This is a genomic window from Mesorhizobium sp. B2-7-3 (assembly GCF_006440715.1).
In the GTDB taxonomy this organism is placed as follows: Bacteria; Pseudomonadota; Alphaproteobacteria; order Rhizobiales; family Rhizobiaceae; genus Mesorhizobium; species Mesorhizobium australicum.
Map to the genome: position 1 here is coordinate 54,497 of NZ_VFTY01000004.1, position 15,274 is coordinate 69,770.

General features: G+C 62.6%; 17 protein-coding genes. 4 read left to right on the plus strand and 13 right to left on the minus strand.

The features are described from left to right. Window positions 1–76: 76 nt before the first annotated feature. On the minus strand, window positions 77–988 hold the full coding sequence (gene argF, locus FJW04_RS10470; protein ID WP_140660683.1) for an ornithine carbamoyltransferase: 912 nt from the start codon (window positions 986–988) through the stop codon (window positions 77–79). A 16-nt stretch (window positions 989–1,004) separates the two neighbouring features. Beyond that, window positions 1,005–2,204 carry an aspartate aminotransferase family protein gene (locus FJW04_RS10475; protein WP_140713987.1) on the minus strand — a complete coding sequence of 400 codons (1,200 nt, stop codon included), beginning with the start codon at window positions 2,202–2,204 and terminating at the stop codon, window positions 1,005–1,007. 355 nt (window positions 2,205–2,559) lie between these two features. Here FJW04_RS10475 and FJW04_RS10480 point away from each other — a divergent pair, with 355 nt between their 5' ends. Next, window positions 2,560–3,078, plus strand: a complete 519-nt coding sequence (locus tag FJW04_RS10480; RefSeq protein ID WP_140614743.1) for a GcrA family cell cycle regulator — start codon at window positions 2,560–2,562, stop codon at window positions 3,076–3,078. Between the two features lie 71 nt (window positions 3,079–3,149). Here FJW04_RS10480 and FJW04_RS10485 read toward each other — a convergent pair whose 3' ends face one another. The 3 genes from FJW04_RS10485 to FJW04_RS10495 all read right to left on the minus strand — a co-directional run bounded on the left by FJW04_RS10485 (window position 3,150) and on the right by FJW04_RS10495 (window position 6,360). Then, entirely contained in the window at window positions 3,150–4,157 is a 1,008-nt protein-coding gene (locus FJW04_RS10485) for a magnesium and cobalt transport protein CorA (RefSeq protein WP_015319294.1), read from the minus strand. A 97-nt stretch (window positions 4,158–4,254) separates the two neighbouring features. After that, window positions 4,255–4,980 (minus strand): phosphate signaling complex protein PhoU, encoded by a 726-nt coding sequence (gene phoU, locus FJW04_RS10490; protein ID WP_140713989.1) that lies wholly within the window; start codon window positions 4,978–4,980, stop codon window positions 4,255–4,257. Between the two features lie 114 nt (window positions 4,981–5,094). Continuing rightward, on the minus strand, window positions 5,095–6,360 hold the full coding sequence (locus FJW04_RS10495; protein ID WP_140713991.1) for an ATP-binding protein: 1,266 nt from the start codon (window positions 6,358–6,360) through the stop codon (window positions 5,095–5,097). 156 nt (window positions 6,361–6,516) lie between these two features. Between FJW04_RS10495 and ppk2 the strand changes: the two genes are divergently transcribed. Continuing rightward, window positions 6,517–7,425 carry a polyphosphate kinase 2 gene (gene ppk2 / locus FJW04_RS10500; RefSeq protein ID WP_140713993.1) on the plus strand — a complete coding sequence of 303 codons (909 nt, stop codon included), beginning with the start codon at window positions 6,517–6,519 and terminating at the stop codon, window positions 7,423–7,425. Between the two features lie 52 nt (window positions 7,426–7,477). On the opposite strand, the gene FJW04_RS10505 is transcribed toward ppk2, so the two are convergent. From FJW04_RS10505 to FJW04_RS10515, 3 genes are all read right to left on the minus strand, one after another. Further along, a complete protein-coding gene (locus FJW04_RS10505) occupies window positions 7,478–8,227 on the minus strand; it encodes an enoyl-CoA hydratase-related protein (RefSeq protein WP_140660678.1) in 750 nt (249 codons plus the stop codon). Continuing rightward, window positions 8,224–8,862 (minus strand): acyl-homoserine-lactone synthase, encoded by a 639-nt coding sequence (locus FJW04_RS10510; protein WP_015319299.1) that lies wholly within the window; start codon window positions 8,860–8,862, stop codon window positions 8,224–8,226. The genes FJW04_RS10505 and FJW04_RS10510 overlap by 4 nt, the downstream gene beginning before the upstream one ends. A gap of 98 nt (window positions 8,863–8,960) precedes the next feature. Continuing rightward, complete coding sequence (locus FJW04_RS10515) at window positions 8,961–9,692, minus strand: LuxR family transcriptional regulator (RefSeq protein ID WP_041163567.1); 732 nt, start codon at window positions 9,690–9,692, stop codon at window positions 8,961–8,963. 259 nt (window positions 9,693–9,951) lie between these two features. Here FJW04_RS10515 and FJW04_RS10520 point away from each other — a divergent pair, with 259 nt between their 5' ends. Continuing rightward, window positions 9,952–10,803 carry a transporter substrate-binding domain-containing protein gene (locus FJW04_RS10520; protein WP_140713995.1) on the plus strand — a complete coding sequence of 284 codons (852 nt, stop codon included), beginning with the start codon at window positions 9,952–9,954 and terminating at the stop codon, window positions 10,801–10,803. 39 nt (window positions 10,804–10,842) lie between these two features. On the opposite strand, the gene FJW04_RS10525 is transcribed toward FJW04_RS10520, so the two are convergent. Next, window positions 10,843–11,256, minus strand: a complete 414-nt coding sequence (locus FJW04_RS10525; RefSeq protein ID WP_140713997.1) for a tellurite resistance TerB family protein — start codon at window positions 11,254–11,256, stop codon at window positions 10,843–10,845. Window positions 11,257–11,411: 155 nt separating this feature from the next. Here FJW04_RS10525 and FJW04_RS10530 point away from each other — a divergent pair, with 155 nt between their 5' ends. Beyond that, a complete protein-coding gene (locus FJW04_RS10530) occupies window positions 11,412–13,058 on the plus strand; it encodes a lysine--tRNA ligase (protein WP_140713999.1) in 1,647 nt (548 codons plus the stop codon). Here the strand turns inward: FJW04_RS10530 and FJW04_RS10535 are convergent. The 4 genes from FJW04_RS10535 to FJW04_RS10550 all read right to left on the minus strand — a co-directional run bounded on the left by FJW04_RS10535 (window position 13,024) and on the right by FJW04_RS10550 (window position 15,256). Then, the gene (locus FJW04_RS10535) at window positions 13,024–13,878 is read right to left on the minus strand and encodes a thermonuclease family protein (protein ID WP_348641967.1); all 855 of its coding nucleotides are present in this window, start codon (window positions 13,876–13,878) and stop codon (window positions 13,024–13,026) included. The two genes, FJW04_RS10530 and FJW04_RS10535, sit on opposite strands and share 35 nt — an antisense overlap. Window positions 13,879–13,887: 9 nt before the next feature. Continuing rightward, on the minus strand, window positions 13,888–14,523 hold the full coding sequence (locus FJW04_RS10540; RefSeq protein WP_015319305.1) for a helix-turn-helix transcriptional regulator: 636 nt from the start codon (window positions 14,521–14,523) through the stop codon (window positions 13,888–13,890). Between the two features lie 138 nt (window positions 14,524–14,661). After that, complete coding sequence (locus FJW04_RS10545) at window positions 14,662–14,901, minus strand: hypothetical protein (protein ID WP_224718779.1); 240 nt, start codon at window positions 14,899–14,901, stop codon at window positions 14,662–14,664. 169 nt (window positions 14,902–15,070) lie between these two features. After that, the gene (locus FJW04_RS10550; RefSeq protein WP_318011802.1) at window positions 15,071–15,256 is read right to left on the minus strand and encodes a hypothetical protein; all 186 of its coding nucleotides are present in this window, start codon (window positions 15,254–15,256) and stop codon (window positions 15,071–15,073) included. Between the last annotated feature and the right edge of the window lie 18 nt (window positions 15,257–15,274).

Sequence of the window (15,274 nt, forward strand, 5' to 3'; positions counted from 1 at the left end):
GGGCATTTCAGGCGCCTGGGCATTTCGGGCGCCCAAGACACTTCAAGCCCCAAGACACTTCAAGCACCAAGACACTTCAAGCACCGAGGCACCAGGCAAGCACTGCCTTCTGGGCATGGAGCCGGTTCTCGGCCTCGTCGAAGACCACCGAATGCGGCCCGTCGATGACCTCGTCGGTCACTTCCTCGCCGCGATGGGCCGGCAGGCAGTGCATGAACAATGCATCCGGCTTGGCCTTGGCCATCAGCGCCGCGTTGACCTGATAGGGCGAGAAGACATTGTGCCCGCGAGCACGGTGTTCCTGTCCCATCGACACCCAGCAATCGGTGACGATGCAGTCGGCCTGGTCGACGGCTTCCTCGGGCGAGCGGGTGAAATGCAGCTTGCCGCCATGCGCCTTGGACCAGTCGACATGCTTCTGCGCCGGTTCGCTGCCTTCGGGCACGGCGACGTTGAGATTGAAGCGGAACCGTGCAGAGGCCTCGAGCAGCGAGTGCAGCACATTGTTGCCGTCGCCGGTCCAGGCAATCGTCTTGCCGGCCACCGGACCGCGATGCTCCTCGAAAGTCATGATGTCGGCCATCAGCTGGCAAGGGTGGGTGTCGTCGGTCAGTCCGTTGATCACCGGAACGGTGGCATTCTCGGTCAGCTCCAGCAGCCGCTCATGCGAGGTGGTGCGGATCATGATCGCATCGACGTAGCGCGACAGCACCTTGGCGGTGTCGGCGATTGTCTCGGAGCGGCCGAGCTGCATCTCGGTGCCGGTCAGCATGATGGTCTCGCCGCCGAGCTGGCGCATGCCGACGTCGAAAGAAACGCGCGTGCGCGTCGACGGCTTGTCGAAGATCATGGCCAGCACCTTGCCTTCGAGCGGCTTGCTCCGCTCGCCGGCCTTGAGACGCGCCTTTCGCGTCACCGCATCATCCAGCATGAAGCGCAAATCGCCTTCGGAAACGGTGGAAAGATCGGTGAAATGGCGAACTGACATCAGGAATGGTTCCGGATTACTTCGCGGCGGCGGAGGCGATCGCCTCCGACAGGCCCTTGGCGCCGGCGCGGATGCGGTTGAGCGCTTCGTGAATCTCGGCGTCCGTGACGGTGAGCGGTGGCAGCAGGCGAATGACGTTGTCGCCGGCCGGAACCGCCAGCAAATGCTGGTCGCGCAGCGCCATGTTCACCTTGCCGTTGGGCATCGCGCATTTGAGGCCGAGCATCAGCCCGGTGCCCCTGATATCCTCTACAATTTCGGGGAATTCGTCGGCTATCGAGGCTAGCCCCTGCTTCATCAGCAGCGCCTTGCGCTGGACATCCTCCAGGAAGCCGTCTTCCAGAACGACGTCGAGCACGGCGTTGCCGACCGCCATTGCGAGCGGATTGCCGCCGAATGTGGTGCCGTGCACGCCGGCGGTCATGCCGACGGCCGCCTCGTCGGTGGCAAGGCAGGCGCCCATCGGGAAGCCGCCGCCAATGCCCTTGGCGATTGCCATGATGTCGGGCGTCACCGCAGACCACTCATGCGCGAACAGCTTGCCGGTACGGCCAATGCCGCACTGGACCTCGTCGTATATCAACAACAGGCCGTGCTGTTCGCAGAGCTGCCGCAGCCGCTTGAGCGACTGTGTCGGTACTGGGCGGATACCGCCCTCGCCTTGCACCGGCTCGATCAGGATCGCGGCGGTCTCGGGCGTGATCGCCTTCTCGGCGGCGTCGATGTGGTCGAAGCCAACCTGGTCGAAGCCTTCGACCTTGGGTCCGAAGCCTTCGAGATATTTGTACTGGCCGCCTGCCGCGATGGTCGCCAGCGTGCGGCCATGGAAGGCGCCCTCGAAGGTGATGATGCGGAAGCGCTCGGGATGTCCCTTGACGAAGTGGTAGCGCCGCGCCGTCTTGATCGCGCATTCCAGCGCCTCGGCGCCGGAATTGGTGAAGAACACCTTGTCGGCGAAGGTGGCATCAGCCAGCCGCTCGCCAAGCCTGCTCTGCCCCGGAATCTCATAGAGATTGGAGACGTGCCAGAGTTTCGCCGCCTGTTCGGTGAGGGCCGCGACAAGATGCGGATGGCCGTGGCCAAGCGAGTTGACCGCGATGCCGCCGGCGAAATCGAGATATCGCTCCCCCTTGTCGGTAACCAGCCAAGTGCCTTCCCCATGGTCGAAGGCCAGGGGTGCGCGAGCAAAGGTCTCGTAAAGCGCCGAACCGCTCATTATATGCGTCTCCGGTACCGGAAAATCAAAAAAGCCGCCAAAGCGGCGGCCTTCTGCGGCTTATCGTGTTTTTCGGCCATGAAGTCAACGAAAACGTCGCGTAGTGGCGCGCGGCAAGCTCCCGACGCAACGCCGGCTCATGAGCGACCGGGCAAGTTGGGGAAAACCGAAAAAACCGATTCGTGTTGCACTTGGGACTCTTGTCACCGAGTCAGCGCATAGAGTAGTTGTAGTCGAGAAATAACTAGATTTCGTGCGGCGGACCTAATCACCAGATATATGTGGTGTCTGCCCCAGCAGTGGTGCTGGGTCGGGAATGGATTCTGATTGCCGCACGCTTATAAGGAGCGCGGTCATGAACTGGACTGACGAGCGGGTAGAACTCTTGAGAAAACTGTGGTCGGAGGGTCTGAGCGCAAGCCAGATTGCTGCGCAGCTTGGAGGGGTCAGCCGCAATGCCGTCATCGGCAAGGTGCACCGGCTGAAGCTGTCGGGTCGCGGTCGCGCAACAGCGACGCCGGCGCGCCAGAAGAAGGCTACGCAGGGATCGACCGTCCAGAAATCGGTGGCGCGCGCCGCAAGCACGGCACGCCACGTCACGACTTCGATCGGCGCGACGGCCCTTCAGACGCAATTCGACGCCGAACCGGTGGCGCGGCACTACATCCGTCCGGTCGAGAACGTCGTAGTGCCGATCTCACGGCATCTGCAGCTCGTCGAACTGACCGAGCGCACCTGCAAATGGCCGAACGGCGATCCACTTTCGGAGGACTTCAATTTCTGCGGCAACGAAGCCGCTGAAACCGGTCCCTACTGTAAATACCATGCCCGCGTGGCGTTCCAGCCGGCGGCGGAGCGGCGGCGGAATAGATAAGCGGTGAGTAGTGAGGAAACAAGCGCTCCCACCAACCACTACCGACTACTGACTACTGACTACCGACTTCCTCACAGCCAGCCGTTCTTCCTGAAGCGCCAATAAAGGAAGCAGCAGATAAGCGCGATGGTGGCCAGCACCATCGGATAGCCATATGCCATCTTCAGCTCCGGCATGTCGGTGAAGTTCATGCCGTAGATGCCGGCGAATGCGGTTGGCACTGCCAGGATGGCCGCCCATGAAGCGAGTTTCTTGGAGATCGCCGTTTCCTGGCTTTGACCGACCAGAAGACTGGCCTCGAAGGCAAAGGCCAGCACCTCGCGCAGACTGTCGATCTTCTCCTGGACGGTACGAATATGATCCGTAACGTCGCGGAACAGCGGGTGCATGGCCGAATGGATCTGCGGCAGGTCGGCGCTGGTCAGCCGGCGACAGACTTCCACCAGGGGCAATGCCGCGTTGCGCAGGCGCAGGAGGTCGCGGCGCAGCATGTAAAGGCGTTCGATGTCGGGGCCGGTCATTGGCTTCAGCAGGACCTTGTCCTCGATCGCCTCGACCTCGTCCTCGATCTGCTCGAGCACGGGCATGTAATTGTCGACGATGAAGTCGAGAATGGCATAGAGGACGAAATCCTCTCCCTTGGCCAGCGAGTGCGGGCAGCTTTCCCAGTGCTGCCGCACGGCGGCATAGGATGTCGAAGGACCGTGCCTGACGCTGACGATGTAGCCTGAGCCGACAAACAGATGTGTCTCGCCGAAGGTGACGCGCCCGTCGATCAGCTGCGCCGTGCGGGCGACGATGAACAGCGCATCGCCATATTGCTCGATCTTTGGCCGCTGGTGCGGATGCTCGGCATCCTCGATCGCCAGCTCATGCAGATGAAACTGCGCCTTGACGCGCAGCAGAAGTTCGCGGTCAGGCTCAAGCAGCCCGATCCAGACGACATGTCCCGACTTCTTGGCCCATTCGCCCGCTTCCTCGATCGGAATATCGGCGATACGGCGCCCGGCGGTATAGACACCGCAGGCGATGATGCCCGATGTCGGCGGCGAGGCCTTGAACTCCCGGACATATTCCATGGCAGCCTCCCGAAAGCGTTGCCTTCCCTAGGGAACCGGCAAGCTTATCTCAGGATAGTCTAGCGCAATATGATCAAGCGTTCGAGAGGACGTGCGTTCACTCCACCGGCAGCGCCTCGGGGAGGCCGATCTTGTCGGTCTTGTCGCCTTTCGGCCGGTCGGCGGGCATCTGGTCGCCGGTGACGATATAGTAGATGGTCTCGGCGATGTTGGTGGCGTGATCGCCGATCCGCTCGATATTCTTGGCGCAGAACAGCAGATGCGTACAGGGCGTGATGTTGCGCGGATCTTCCATCATGTAGGTCAGCAATTCGCGAAACAGCGACGTGTACATGGCATCGATCTGGTCGTCACGGTCGCGCACGAAGCCGATCTTGTCGACCGAGCGCGATGCATAGACGTCGAGGACTTCCTTCAGCTGGGTCAGCGCCAAATTGGCCAGAGCCTCCAGGCCGCGAAACAGGCTGGTCGGCTGCCGGCCGTCGGTAACGGCAACCACCCGCTTGGCGACGTTCTTGCCGAGGTCGCCGACGCGCTCGAGGTCGGCCGAAATGCGGATGGCGCCGACGATCTCGCGCAGGTCAGTCGCCATAGGCTGACGCCTGGCGATGATGATGATCGCCTTATCGTCGATCTCACGCTGTCCCTCATCCAGGACGGCGTCGTCTCGGATGACCTTCTGGGCCAGCCCCGGATCGGCGTTGACCAGGGCGGCGACCGCCTGCTCGACCATACGCTCGGCATGGCCCCCCATCGCGGCGATGCGCTTCGACAGATATTTCAGTTCCTCGTCATAGGCGCTGACAATGTGAACGGACTGCATGGATGAAATGCCTTCCCACGGGATCTTGTCTTTGAGTCGTTTCCTCGAATCCCCGCTGATACGCTAACGGGATGACAGAAAAAAGAAACGGCCCCGTGGAAAACTAGGGCAGTATCAGTGCGCCGGCAAATGGACCGAGAAGGCGGCGCCCTTGCCGACCTCGGACCTGATCGTCAGCCTGGCGTTATGACGCGTCAGGATGTGCTTGACGATCGACAGGCCAAGCCCCGTGCCCTTCTGGGTCCGGCTGGTCTCGACATCGATACGATAGAAGCGCTCGGTGATGCGCGGTATGTGCTCCTCGGGGATGCCGGGACCAAAATCCCTGATGGTGACGTCGATGCCGGGTTCGGAACCATCATCGCCGCGCGCGATCGACACCACGACACGACCGCCCGACTGGCCGTATTTGCAGGCATTTTCCAAAAGGTTCTCGAACACCTGGAACAGCTCGTCGCGATCGCCCGGCACATCGAGCGGCCCCTTGGCGAAATCGCGCTCGATGGCGACATTGTTTTCGCGGGCGAGCGGGCCGAGCGAATCGATGACGCTGTCGACGGTCTGGCGCAGATCGACTTCGGTTCCCGGCTTGAGATAGGGCTTCATCTCCAATCGCGACAGAGACAGGAGGTCGTCGATCAGGCGGGCCATGCGGCCGGTCTGGTTCTGCATGATCTGGAGGAACTGCTCGCGCGCCGCCGGATCGTTGCGGGCCGGTCCGCGCAGCGTTTCGATGAAGCCCGCGATCGAAGCCAGCGGGGTGCGCAATTCGTGGCTGGCATTGGCAATGAAATCGGCGCGCATGCGGTCGATACGCCGCGCCTCGCTCTGGTCCTTGAAAACCAGCACATAAAGATCGGTGCCATGCCCGACCGAGGATGCGCTGACCCGGTAGGCCCGTTCGACAGGCAGTTTCTCGGTGTAGTCGACGACATCCGAGGCGACAGTGCCCGACAGCACACTGTCCAGCAGCGCCTGCATTTCCGGCGCCCGGAATTTCAGCGGCAGCGATATGCCGGGCGCGATGCCGCCAAAGGCGGCAAAGGCGGCGGCGTTGGCGTGGACGATGGTGGCGGCGTGGTCGAAGATGATGAGCGGGTCGGCCACGGCGGCCGCCAGATATTCACCGGACAGGCGCTGCAAGCCAATCGCCTCGATCGCCGCGGCGTTCCCCGCGGAATAGCGGGCGCCGGTGACCGGCAATATTGCCGCGGCCGGCAGCAGGAGCAGCGCCGGCACCAGCACGTAGGCGGAAAAGCCCGCGAAGCCAAAGGCGATCAGAACCGCCACGACACCGGCCGCAAGCAGCCAGCGGCTGTGCCACAGCCGAGCGGCCACAGCTTGCCCCGTGCTCTTCTGCTCTGCGCCCAGCTCGGTCATTCGCGCGCCCAGCCTCCACCGGTCAGACGGCGGCGAAAACTTCCGCTGGACCGCAAATCAAAAGTGCTACAGCCTCCTTTGCGCGTCCAAACGGAGGCGCGGCGCTGTAGTGGCTCCCAATAGCATGAGTCCAGACACTTAAAAGGGTTCGTCTGCATGAAAAAAGCCAACGACAATTCGGTCACTCCAACCTCAGGCCCGCTGAAAATCAGGATCGGCGGCAAGGAACGGGAGTTCGATATCGAGAATCCCGAGCTTCCGGACTGGGTCGAGGAGAACAAGCTGACCGCGGGCGGATATCCTTACGACAAGAAGATGAAGAGCGAGGAGTATGACGAGACGCTCGAGAAATTGCAGATAGAGCTCGTCAAGGCGCAGGCATGGCTGCAGGCGACCGGCAAGCGGATGATGGCGCTGTTCGAGGGTCGTGACGCGGCCGGCAAGGGCGGCACGATCTTCGTGCTGCGCCAGTATCTTAACCCACGCACGGCGCGCAACGTCGCGCTGACCAAGCCAACCCCGACGGAACTGGGGCAATGGTACTACCAGCGCTACGCCGACCATTTCCCGACAGCGGGCGAATTCGTCACCTTCGACCGCTCCTGGTACAATCGTGCCGGCGTCGAGCCGGTGATGGGTTTTTGCACCCCCGAACAGCACGAGAAGTTTCTCGACGAGACGCCGCATTTCGAACGCATGATCGTCAATGACGGCATCTATTTCTTCAAATTCTGGCTGAACATCGGCCGGGAGACGCAGCTCGAGCGCTTTCACGATCGCCGCTACAGCCCCCTGAAGAGCTGGAAATTCTCGCCGATCGACATTGCCGGCATCACCAAGTGGGACGATTACACCAAGGCGCGCGACACCATGTTCGAGCGCACCCACAAGGAGTTCGCGCCATGGATCATCGTGCGGGCCAACGACAAGCGCCGCGCGCGGCTGGCGGTGATGCGCCGCATCCTCCTGTCGCTGCCCTATGAGGGGCGCGATCTCGACGATATCGGCAAGGAAGACAAGAAGATCATCGGCGAAGGGCCGTCATTCCTGAGCAAGGAAAGCTGATCCCTGCCGTGCCGCGTGATGGTCCGCGCGGCACGGCATTCCGGGCGGTGGCTCAGGCAGCCAGCCTGGCGATCCGCTGCAACCGTCGCAACGTGGCGTCGTCCTGCAGCGCCTGCTGGAACAGCGATATCTCCTCGTCGATGCGCTCGCAAAGCGCGGCGGTGTTCCCCTTGAGCAGGCCCCGTGTCTGCAGCAAAGCGGCAACCGGCTTTTTGGCGAGCTGCCTGGCCCGGCCAAGCGCCGCTTCCTCGACGCTGCCTTCCGCGACGATCTCGGCAACGAGGCCGAGCGCTCTGGCGTCTTCGGCAACAAGCGTGTCGCCGAGACAGAAGAAGCGGAAAGCACCGGCATAGCCGAGTTTCTGCGGCGCCAGGATGCTGGTTGCCGCGTCCGGCACCAGGCCGAAATCGACGAACGGCACCCGGAAGGTGCTTTTTTCAGATGCGATCACCATGTCGCAATGGAACAGGATGGTGCAGCCGACGCCGACGGCATCGCCGTCGACACAGGCCAGGATCGGCTTTGGAAACGTCGCCAGCATGCGGAACATGTCGGTGACGGCGGCGATCAGCTTCTGGTGCTTGGCGGCATCCAGGAATTCGGAAAAGTCACCACCAAGGCAGAAGCAGCCGGCCAGGCCGCGCAGCACGACAACCCGCACCTCGTCATTCTCGGCGGCTTCATGGAACGTCCTGGCAAGGCTCTCATAGGCCCTCCGGTCGAGCACCGGCCGGCCGTCGTTCGACGACACGGTGACGATCAGTGTGTGGTTGCGCAGTTCGGGTTGCGGGTGCGCGTTCATGACGCCCTCCTTTGACCGAACATGTCGGGATATCCCCTGGCTAGGACGGGTGCATGATGATTGCGGCGCGAACGCACCACGTCCAGCGTGTGCTCGTTGAAGGTGAGCAGCGTCGCCACGACCTGCTGGTTGCCATAGGTGCGCTGATAACCGAGCGGCGTCGCCAGGAAGTGCAGTTGCAATGCGCGCAGCACCCACATCGGCTCGAACTCGATGATCACCTTGTCGACGCCGCGCTTCAGACCCCACTCGACGAAGCCGGCTATCAATTCCGTGCCGACGGTCGAGACACCGCGACGCCCATCGCGAAAACCCGGAGCCACCGCATAGCGGGTCAACTCCCAGATGTTGGGACCCGCCGGCGGCGTTCCTTCGGAGAGATCGGTCAACACCTCGGTCAACAAATGCGGCCGTGTGGTCGGCAACATCCTCTGATAGCCCGCGACTTCATTGCCCCTAATGACGATCTGATGCACCGCCTCGTCATGATCGAACTGGTCGACCTCAAATCCGTCGGGGCGCCGAAGGTCCTCCCATCCCATCTCCTCGACGAATATCCGGTAGCGCAGCCGATGGACGGCCTCCCAAAGGTCGGGACGTTCCATCAATTCCTTGGTCGTAAGACAAAAAAGCATTCCGTAGTCTCCTGTGGTTCAGGGGAAGATACGGCCGTGCTTCGATGCGAAAATTGCGTGATCACGTAGGCAAGAAGTTCTAGGCCTGCACGGCCGACCTAGCTAATGTAGCCGCGCCTTATCGCCTCGGCGACTGCCTGGACCCGGTTGACGGCACCGAGTTTGCTTTTGGCGTTAAGAAGATGTTTCTCCGAGGTGTGCTCGGAGATGCCGAGGATTTGGGAAATCTCCCATTCGGACTTGCCGACGGCAGCCCATTGCAGGCATTCGCGTTCGCGCGGCGTCAGCTCGATGTGATCGATCGTCGTTGTCGCCATGGTGTGGAGTTGCATGGCGCGGCCGACGGCATAGGTCGAGACCAGGGAGACCAGGCCGAACTCGGCCGCCGACAGTTCCACGGCCTCGCCCCCCAGCGACACCATGACGATTTCGCCGTCGAGCGTGATCAAGGGAAAGGCCAGCCCGTCGCGCAACTTGAAGGCGCCGGCGTCGCCCATCACTTCGCCGCTGCTCTTGTCGATGCGGATGCCCTGGGCGGCTTCCCGCCACTGGAACGGCGCTTGCAGCTGTTTCATGTGACTGACGACGGGATCGTGATCGACATAGTTGCGTGTCACGTAGCGCTCGAGCCATTCGACCGGCCAGTCGCAGAGCAGCACATGCTGCTTCTGCTGGCCCGTCGGTGTGCCCGGCTGCGGAACGGTTCCGGCCATCAGCGCGGTCAGGCCGAACTCCGATGTTACGCCCAACAGTTTCTCGCAGACCGCGGCCGCCGTTGCGGCGTGCTGCAGTTGATCTATGTATTCCAGCGTTCGATCGAACTGACTCATCGCAACATCAACCCCATGTTGCCTCATGCATTAAGTCCATGGTCCGCGCCTTCCCGGCACTTCGCCACCGACCACGGATTGCAAAGCGCCCGCTTCCGGTTGTGGTTCTCGACCCTGGTATTCCCACCAGGGCAGCCACCGCTGTTTGCAAACCGACCGAACCATATCCTGAAATCGAAGCGTTGAAATCAAAAAGCATTGTGCCTGTATCGTTTTCGTACCAAAACCGGCACGAGCACGGGTGCGGCGGAGTTTTATCGTGGCGTTCCAATGGAGGTCCCATGTCCTGGCAGCGGCGCTCATCGCCGCATTGTCATGGGTTTCCGGCGCGGGCGCGGCGGAGCCGCAGGTGCCGGTGTTGTGGGATGCCAAGGAGCGGCTTCCCAAGCCCGACCTTTCGGCGCTGCCGCGGCTGCGGTTCCTGACGACCACGGATTTTCCCCCCTTCAATTTCCTCGACGGCGCGGGGAAGCTGTCCGGTTTCCACATCGACCTGGCGCGCGCCATCTGCGCGGAACTCGGCATCGTCGACAAATGCCAGATCCAGGCCTTGCCTTGGGCGGAGCTTCAAGGCGCGCTTGAGAGGGGCGAAGGTGAAGCTGTTATCGCCGGCATTGCCCCAACGCCACAGTCGCGCCAGACATACGCCTTCTCGCGCGCCTACCTGCAGTTCCCGGCGCGCTTCATCACCGCGAAGAACAAGGCGCTGGCGGAACCGCTCTTCGACAAATTGCATGGCAAGCGCGTCGGCGTGATATCGGGCTCGGCCCATGAACGCATGCTGCGCGATTATTTCGGCACGGTCCAGGTCGTCCCCTTCGACAAGCCGGAAGCCCTCTATGGCGATCTCAAGGCCGGCAAGATCGACGCGGCCTTCGGCGATGGCATGCGCTTCGCCTTCTGGCTCGGCGGCTCCGATGCCGCCGGCTGTTGCCACTTTGCCGGCGGCCCCTATCTGGCGCCCGAATATCTGGGCACCGGAATGGCCATCGCCACGCGAGCGGACAATCCAGCGCTGGCCGCGGCCCTCGACTACGCTTTGCAAGAGATTTCGATGAAAGGCACCTTTGCCGAATTCTACCTGCGCTATTTCCCGGTCAGTTTCTTCTGATCCGGTCCGGTCAGCTTTTCTGATCCGGCCGTAACCTCGTCAGGTCAGAGTTCGCAGCCGCGCCTTGGCCGCACGGCCGATGGCCGCCACGGTCAGCGTGTCGAGATCGAGCTGACGACGGATCAACTGCAGCACCCGCACTTCCTCCAGCTGCATCTCCAGATCGACGGCGGCCACTTCGAAGGCCGCGGCATAAGCGGTGTCGCGCAACCGCTCCGGCAGCGCCTCCGAGACCTGGGTCAGGACACCTTCGAGCCCACCCTTCTCATGCAGCATTTTCTGGCAGGCTTGGGCCACGGCAACGAGACGCTCCTGCTTGAAATCCTCGAACACCGGCCACGAGCGCACAACCTCGCCGATCCTGGCCAGTTCGACATCGGTCATGTCCCGGTCGGAGGCCGAAGTGATGACCATCAGATAGATCAGGGCTTCGTGCGGGGTGGGCGACAGCATTCTTTGCTCCTTGAACGGGCTCCGAAGGTAGGAAGGGGAGCCTGAGGCCGCAAGGAAAAAGCGCCCGACGCGTTGACGCTCCGGCCACGCACGCCTAGAGACCGGTTGAAAATGCACTTGCGGCTATTGCCGGGATACAATCTGGAAACTGTGACATGGCGGGATCAAACATCATCGATCTCAATCCCGAACTGCTGACGGCCGCGGCCGAGAGCAAGGCATGGCCGTTCGAGGAAGCCAAAAAGATTATCGAACGCTACAAGGGCGCCGATTTCCCCGAAACGATCCTGTTCGAGACCGGCTATGGACCGTCGGGCCTGCCGCATATCGGCACGTTCGGCGAAGTGGCGCGCACCTCGATGGTGCGCCATGCGTTTCGCGTGCTGACGCAGGACAAGGTCGCGACCAAGCTGCTGTGCTTTTCCGACGACATGGACGGCATGCGCAAGATACCCGACAGCGTGCCGGACCGCGCTGCGCTCGAGCCATATCTGCACAAGCCGCTGTCATCGGTGCCCAACCCCTTCGGCGGCGACTATGCGAGCTTCGCCGACCATAACAATGCGATGCTCTGCCGCTTCCTCGACACGTTCGGCTTCGATTACGAATTCGCCAGCGCGACGCAGTACTACAAGTCAGGCCGTTTCGACGCGATGCTGTTGCGCGCCGCCGAACGCTACGACCAGATCATGGCGGTCATGCTGCCGACGCTCGGACCCGAGCGGCAGGCGACCTACAGCCCCTTCCTGCCGATCTCGCCAAAGAGTGGGCGCGTGCTTTACGTTCCCATGAAGCATGTCGACGCCAAGGCCGGCACCATCACCTTCGACGATGATGGCACCGAAACCACGCTGCCGGTCACCGGCGGCCGCGTGAAGCTGCAGTGGAAGCCGGATTTCGGCATGCGCTGGGCGGCACTCGGCGTCGATTTCGAGATGTTCGGCAAGGACCATCAGACCAATGCAGTGGTCTATGACCGCATCTGCAACATACTGGGCGGGCGGGCGCCGGAGCATTTCGTCTACGAACTGTTCCTCGATGAGAATGGCCAGAAGATCTCCAAGTCGAAAGGCAACGGCCTGACCATCGACGAATGGCTGACCTATGCGCCGACCGAGAGCCTGGGGCTCTACATGTACCAGCGGCCGCGGCAGGCCAAGAAACTCTATTTCGACGTCATCCCGCGGGCCGTGGACGAATATTACACCTTCCTCGCCGCCTATCCCCGCCAAGAGTGGAAGGAGCGGCTGGGCAACCCGGTCTGGCATATGCATGACGGCAATCCGCCCGCCATCGACATGCCAGTGCCGTTCTCGTTGCTGCTCAACCTTGTCAGCGCCTCCAATGCGCAGAACAAGGACGTTCTGTGGGGTTTCATCTCGCGTCACGTCGCGGGTGTGACTCCGGCGACCCATCCCGAGCTCGACCGGCTGACGGGCTACGCGATCCGCTACTTCGACGATTTCGTGAAGCCGACGAAAACCTTTCGCCCGGCCGACGAGGTCGAGCGGGAAGCGCTGGTGGCTCTCGAAAAGGCACTTGGCGACTTGCCGGCGGGCGCCAGCGGCGAAGCGATCCAGAACGCTTCGCTCAACGTGGCGCGCAAGATCGCACGCTATCAGGATCATTCCAAGCAAAGTCCTGAAGGTGGCCCGGGTGTCTCAGGCGCCTTCTTCCAGATGATCTACCAGGTGCTGATCGGCCAGGAGCGTGGTCCACGCTTTGGATCATTCGCCGCCCTCTACGGCGTCGCCGAGACCCGCTCGCTCATTCAGAAGGCGCTGGCTGGTCAGCTGGCTTGAGGACGCCGCCGTCCTCCTCCAGGATCGAGCCCGGCGCCTGAGGCGCCGGGGCAGGTGCGGCCGGCACCGCCGAGATGCCGGCAAGGTTCGGCGCCGGCCCGAAAATGCCTTTCTTCGCGCCTTGTGCCTTGTCACCGGCCTCGACATAGGGTCCGCCCTTGGCGGCACGGGCCCAGCCGTTTTCGACCAGCCATTGACCGACATCCTGCTTGCCGATCCGGCACTCCGCCGCGATCCGGTCGCGTCCGCCTTCCGGCGGCACCGTGCAAACCACGGCGCGGCCGCGCAGGAAGGCGCGGAATGCCGTGCGCGCGCGGATGCCGCACGGCCAGGATTTCCCGTCGGTGGTGCAGGTCTCGTCCTGACTGACGACATCGATGCCGGAAATCGCGACCGAATACCCCTTCGCCTCGATCAGGCCGGCGGCCGGAGCTACCGGCTGGAACAGTTTCGTGCCGTTCCAGTCGTCGGGCATTTTAGGCTTGGGCGGCACGGCGAGCGCCAGCTTGCTCAACGGCGCACGCGGCTCGACCCGCTCGAGTTCGCCGGTGGGCAGTTCCGGCGGCGCGACCACGTCCGGGTCGATCGCCCGCGAATGCACCGCCGGATTTGGTGGCTGCGCCGGTGCACGAATTGCTGAGGTGGACGGTTCCTCGGGCGTCGCATCCCTATCTGCCTCAGCGGTAGTGTCGGCGCCGGGATCGATCTGATCCACCGCAACAGTGCTTTCGCTGCCTTTCAGCGTGCGTCCGCCGGCAACGACCAGCGCCGCCATCGCCGGGATCATCAGAACCGCCAGGACAAGATGAGGAAGCCGCACCCGTTGCACCTATTGGCTTGCCCAGACGATCCGCGCCACCCACTCGACCTCGAGCATGGGGATGTCGCGGTCCGGATGCTCTGGATTGAGCGAGACCAGCGCGATCGACTTGACTGTCTGGCGCTCGAGCACCTTGGCCATCACCTCGCCCGATGTGGTCTTGACGACGACGCGGTCGCCCTTGCGGGTGGCCGCACCCGGCTCGACGATGAGGACGTCGCCATTGCGGTAGAGCGGCAGCATGGAATCGCCCTGCACCTGCAGCGCATAGGAACTTTCGGTCGATTGCGCCGGCAATTCGACGAGATCCCAGCCCTGCCCCGCCGGAAAGCCGGCATCGTCGAAGAAGCCGCCGGCGCCGGCCTGGGCGAAGCCGAGCAACGGCACCGCGCGCCGGCTGGCGGGCGATGCGCCACGGCCTTCGATCAGCCCGGTGAATTCGTCCAGCGAAGCGCCCGTCGCCTCGATGATCTTGGCCAGCGATTCGGTCGAAGGCCAGCGCGGCCGACCGTCCGAGGACAAGCGTTTGGATTTGTTGAAGGCGGTTGAATCAAGTCCCGCGCGCCTTGCCAGACCCGAAGCCGAAAGCGAATAGCGCTCGGCAAGAGCATCGATGGCAGCCCAGACTCGGTCGTGCGAGAGCATGACGTGCTCTCCTTCGAAACAGGAAAAAATGCCTCTTCCTGTCTAACGCGCAACGGCTGAGTTGTCCACCAGCGGGCTGGCGGATCACGAACAAAGCTGTGTGCCGCAACCACGGCACAGTGTCATGGCCGAAGCCGGCTATCCGGCCAATGCCGCCATCGCCCTCGGCAGGCCCTTCTGGAGCTCGTCGACGTTCATCACCGGGATGAGCTCGACGGTGGCATTGAAGGCGAAGAAGAACCGCTCGGCGACATAGGGCATGTCCGAACTGTCCTTTACCTCCAGGAAAAGGTAGGCCGTCCGCCAACCACCGTCCGCGGTAAAATAGGCAGCCTCCGGCTTGAGATCGGACAGGGTTTGCTCGATGATCTTGCCCATGCTGCCGTCCTTGATCGCCTTATTGCCTTCCTCGGCCGGGATGGAAACTCATGTTAGCGATACCTAATATATCATCCGCGCCTGGTTTGGGAAAGTCGATCGAATCCTGCTTGCCAACGGGTTGGTCAGCCGGACGATTTGGCCAGGCCGCGCAGTCCCTGGTGCGATGTCATGAAAATGCGTTCTGCCTCGGTCGGTGGCCGCGGTTCACCGCACGGCCAAGTGCGGCGACAACCGCGTCAATGTCGAGGAAGCGGCGCGCCTTGCGGTCATAGTCGGTCGGCAGGCAGCGAAAGGCCAGCCGGCCTTCACCGCCCATCATGTAGGGGCCACGGCTTCGCGCCGTGGCCGGCATGCGCGCCCAGACATAACA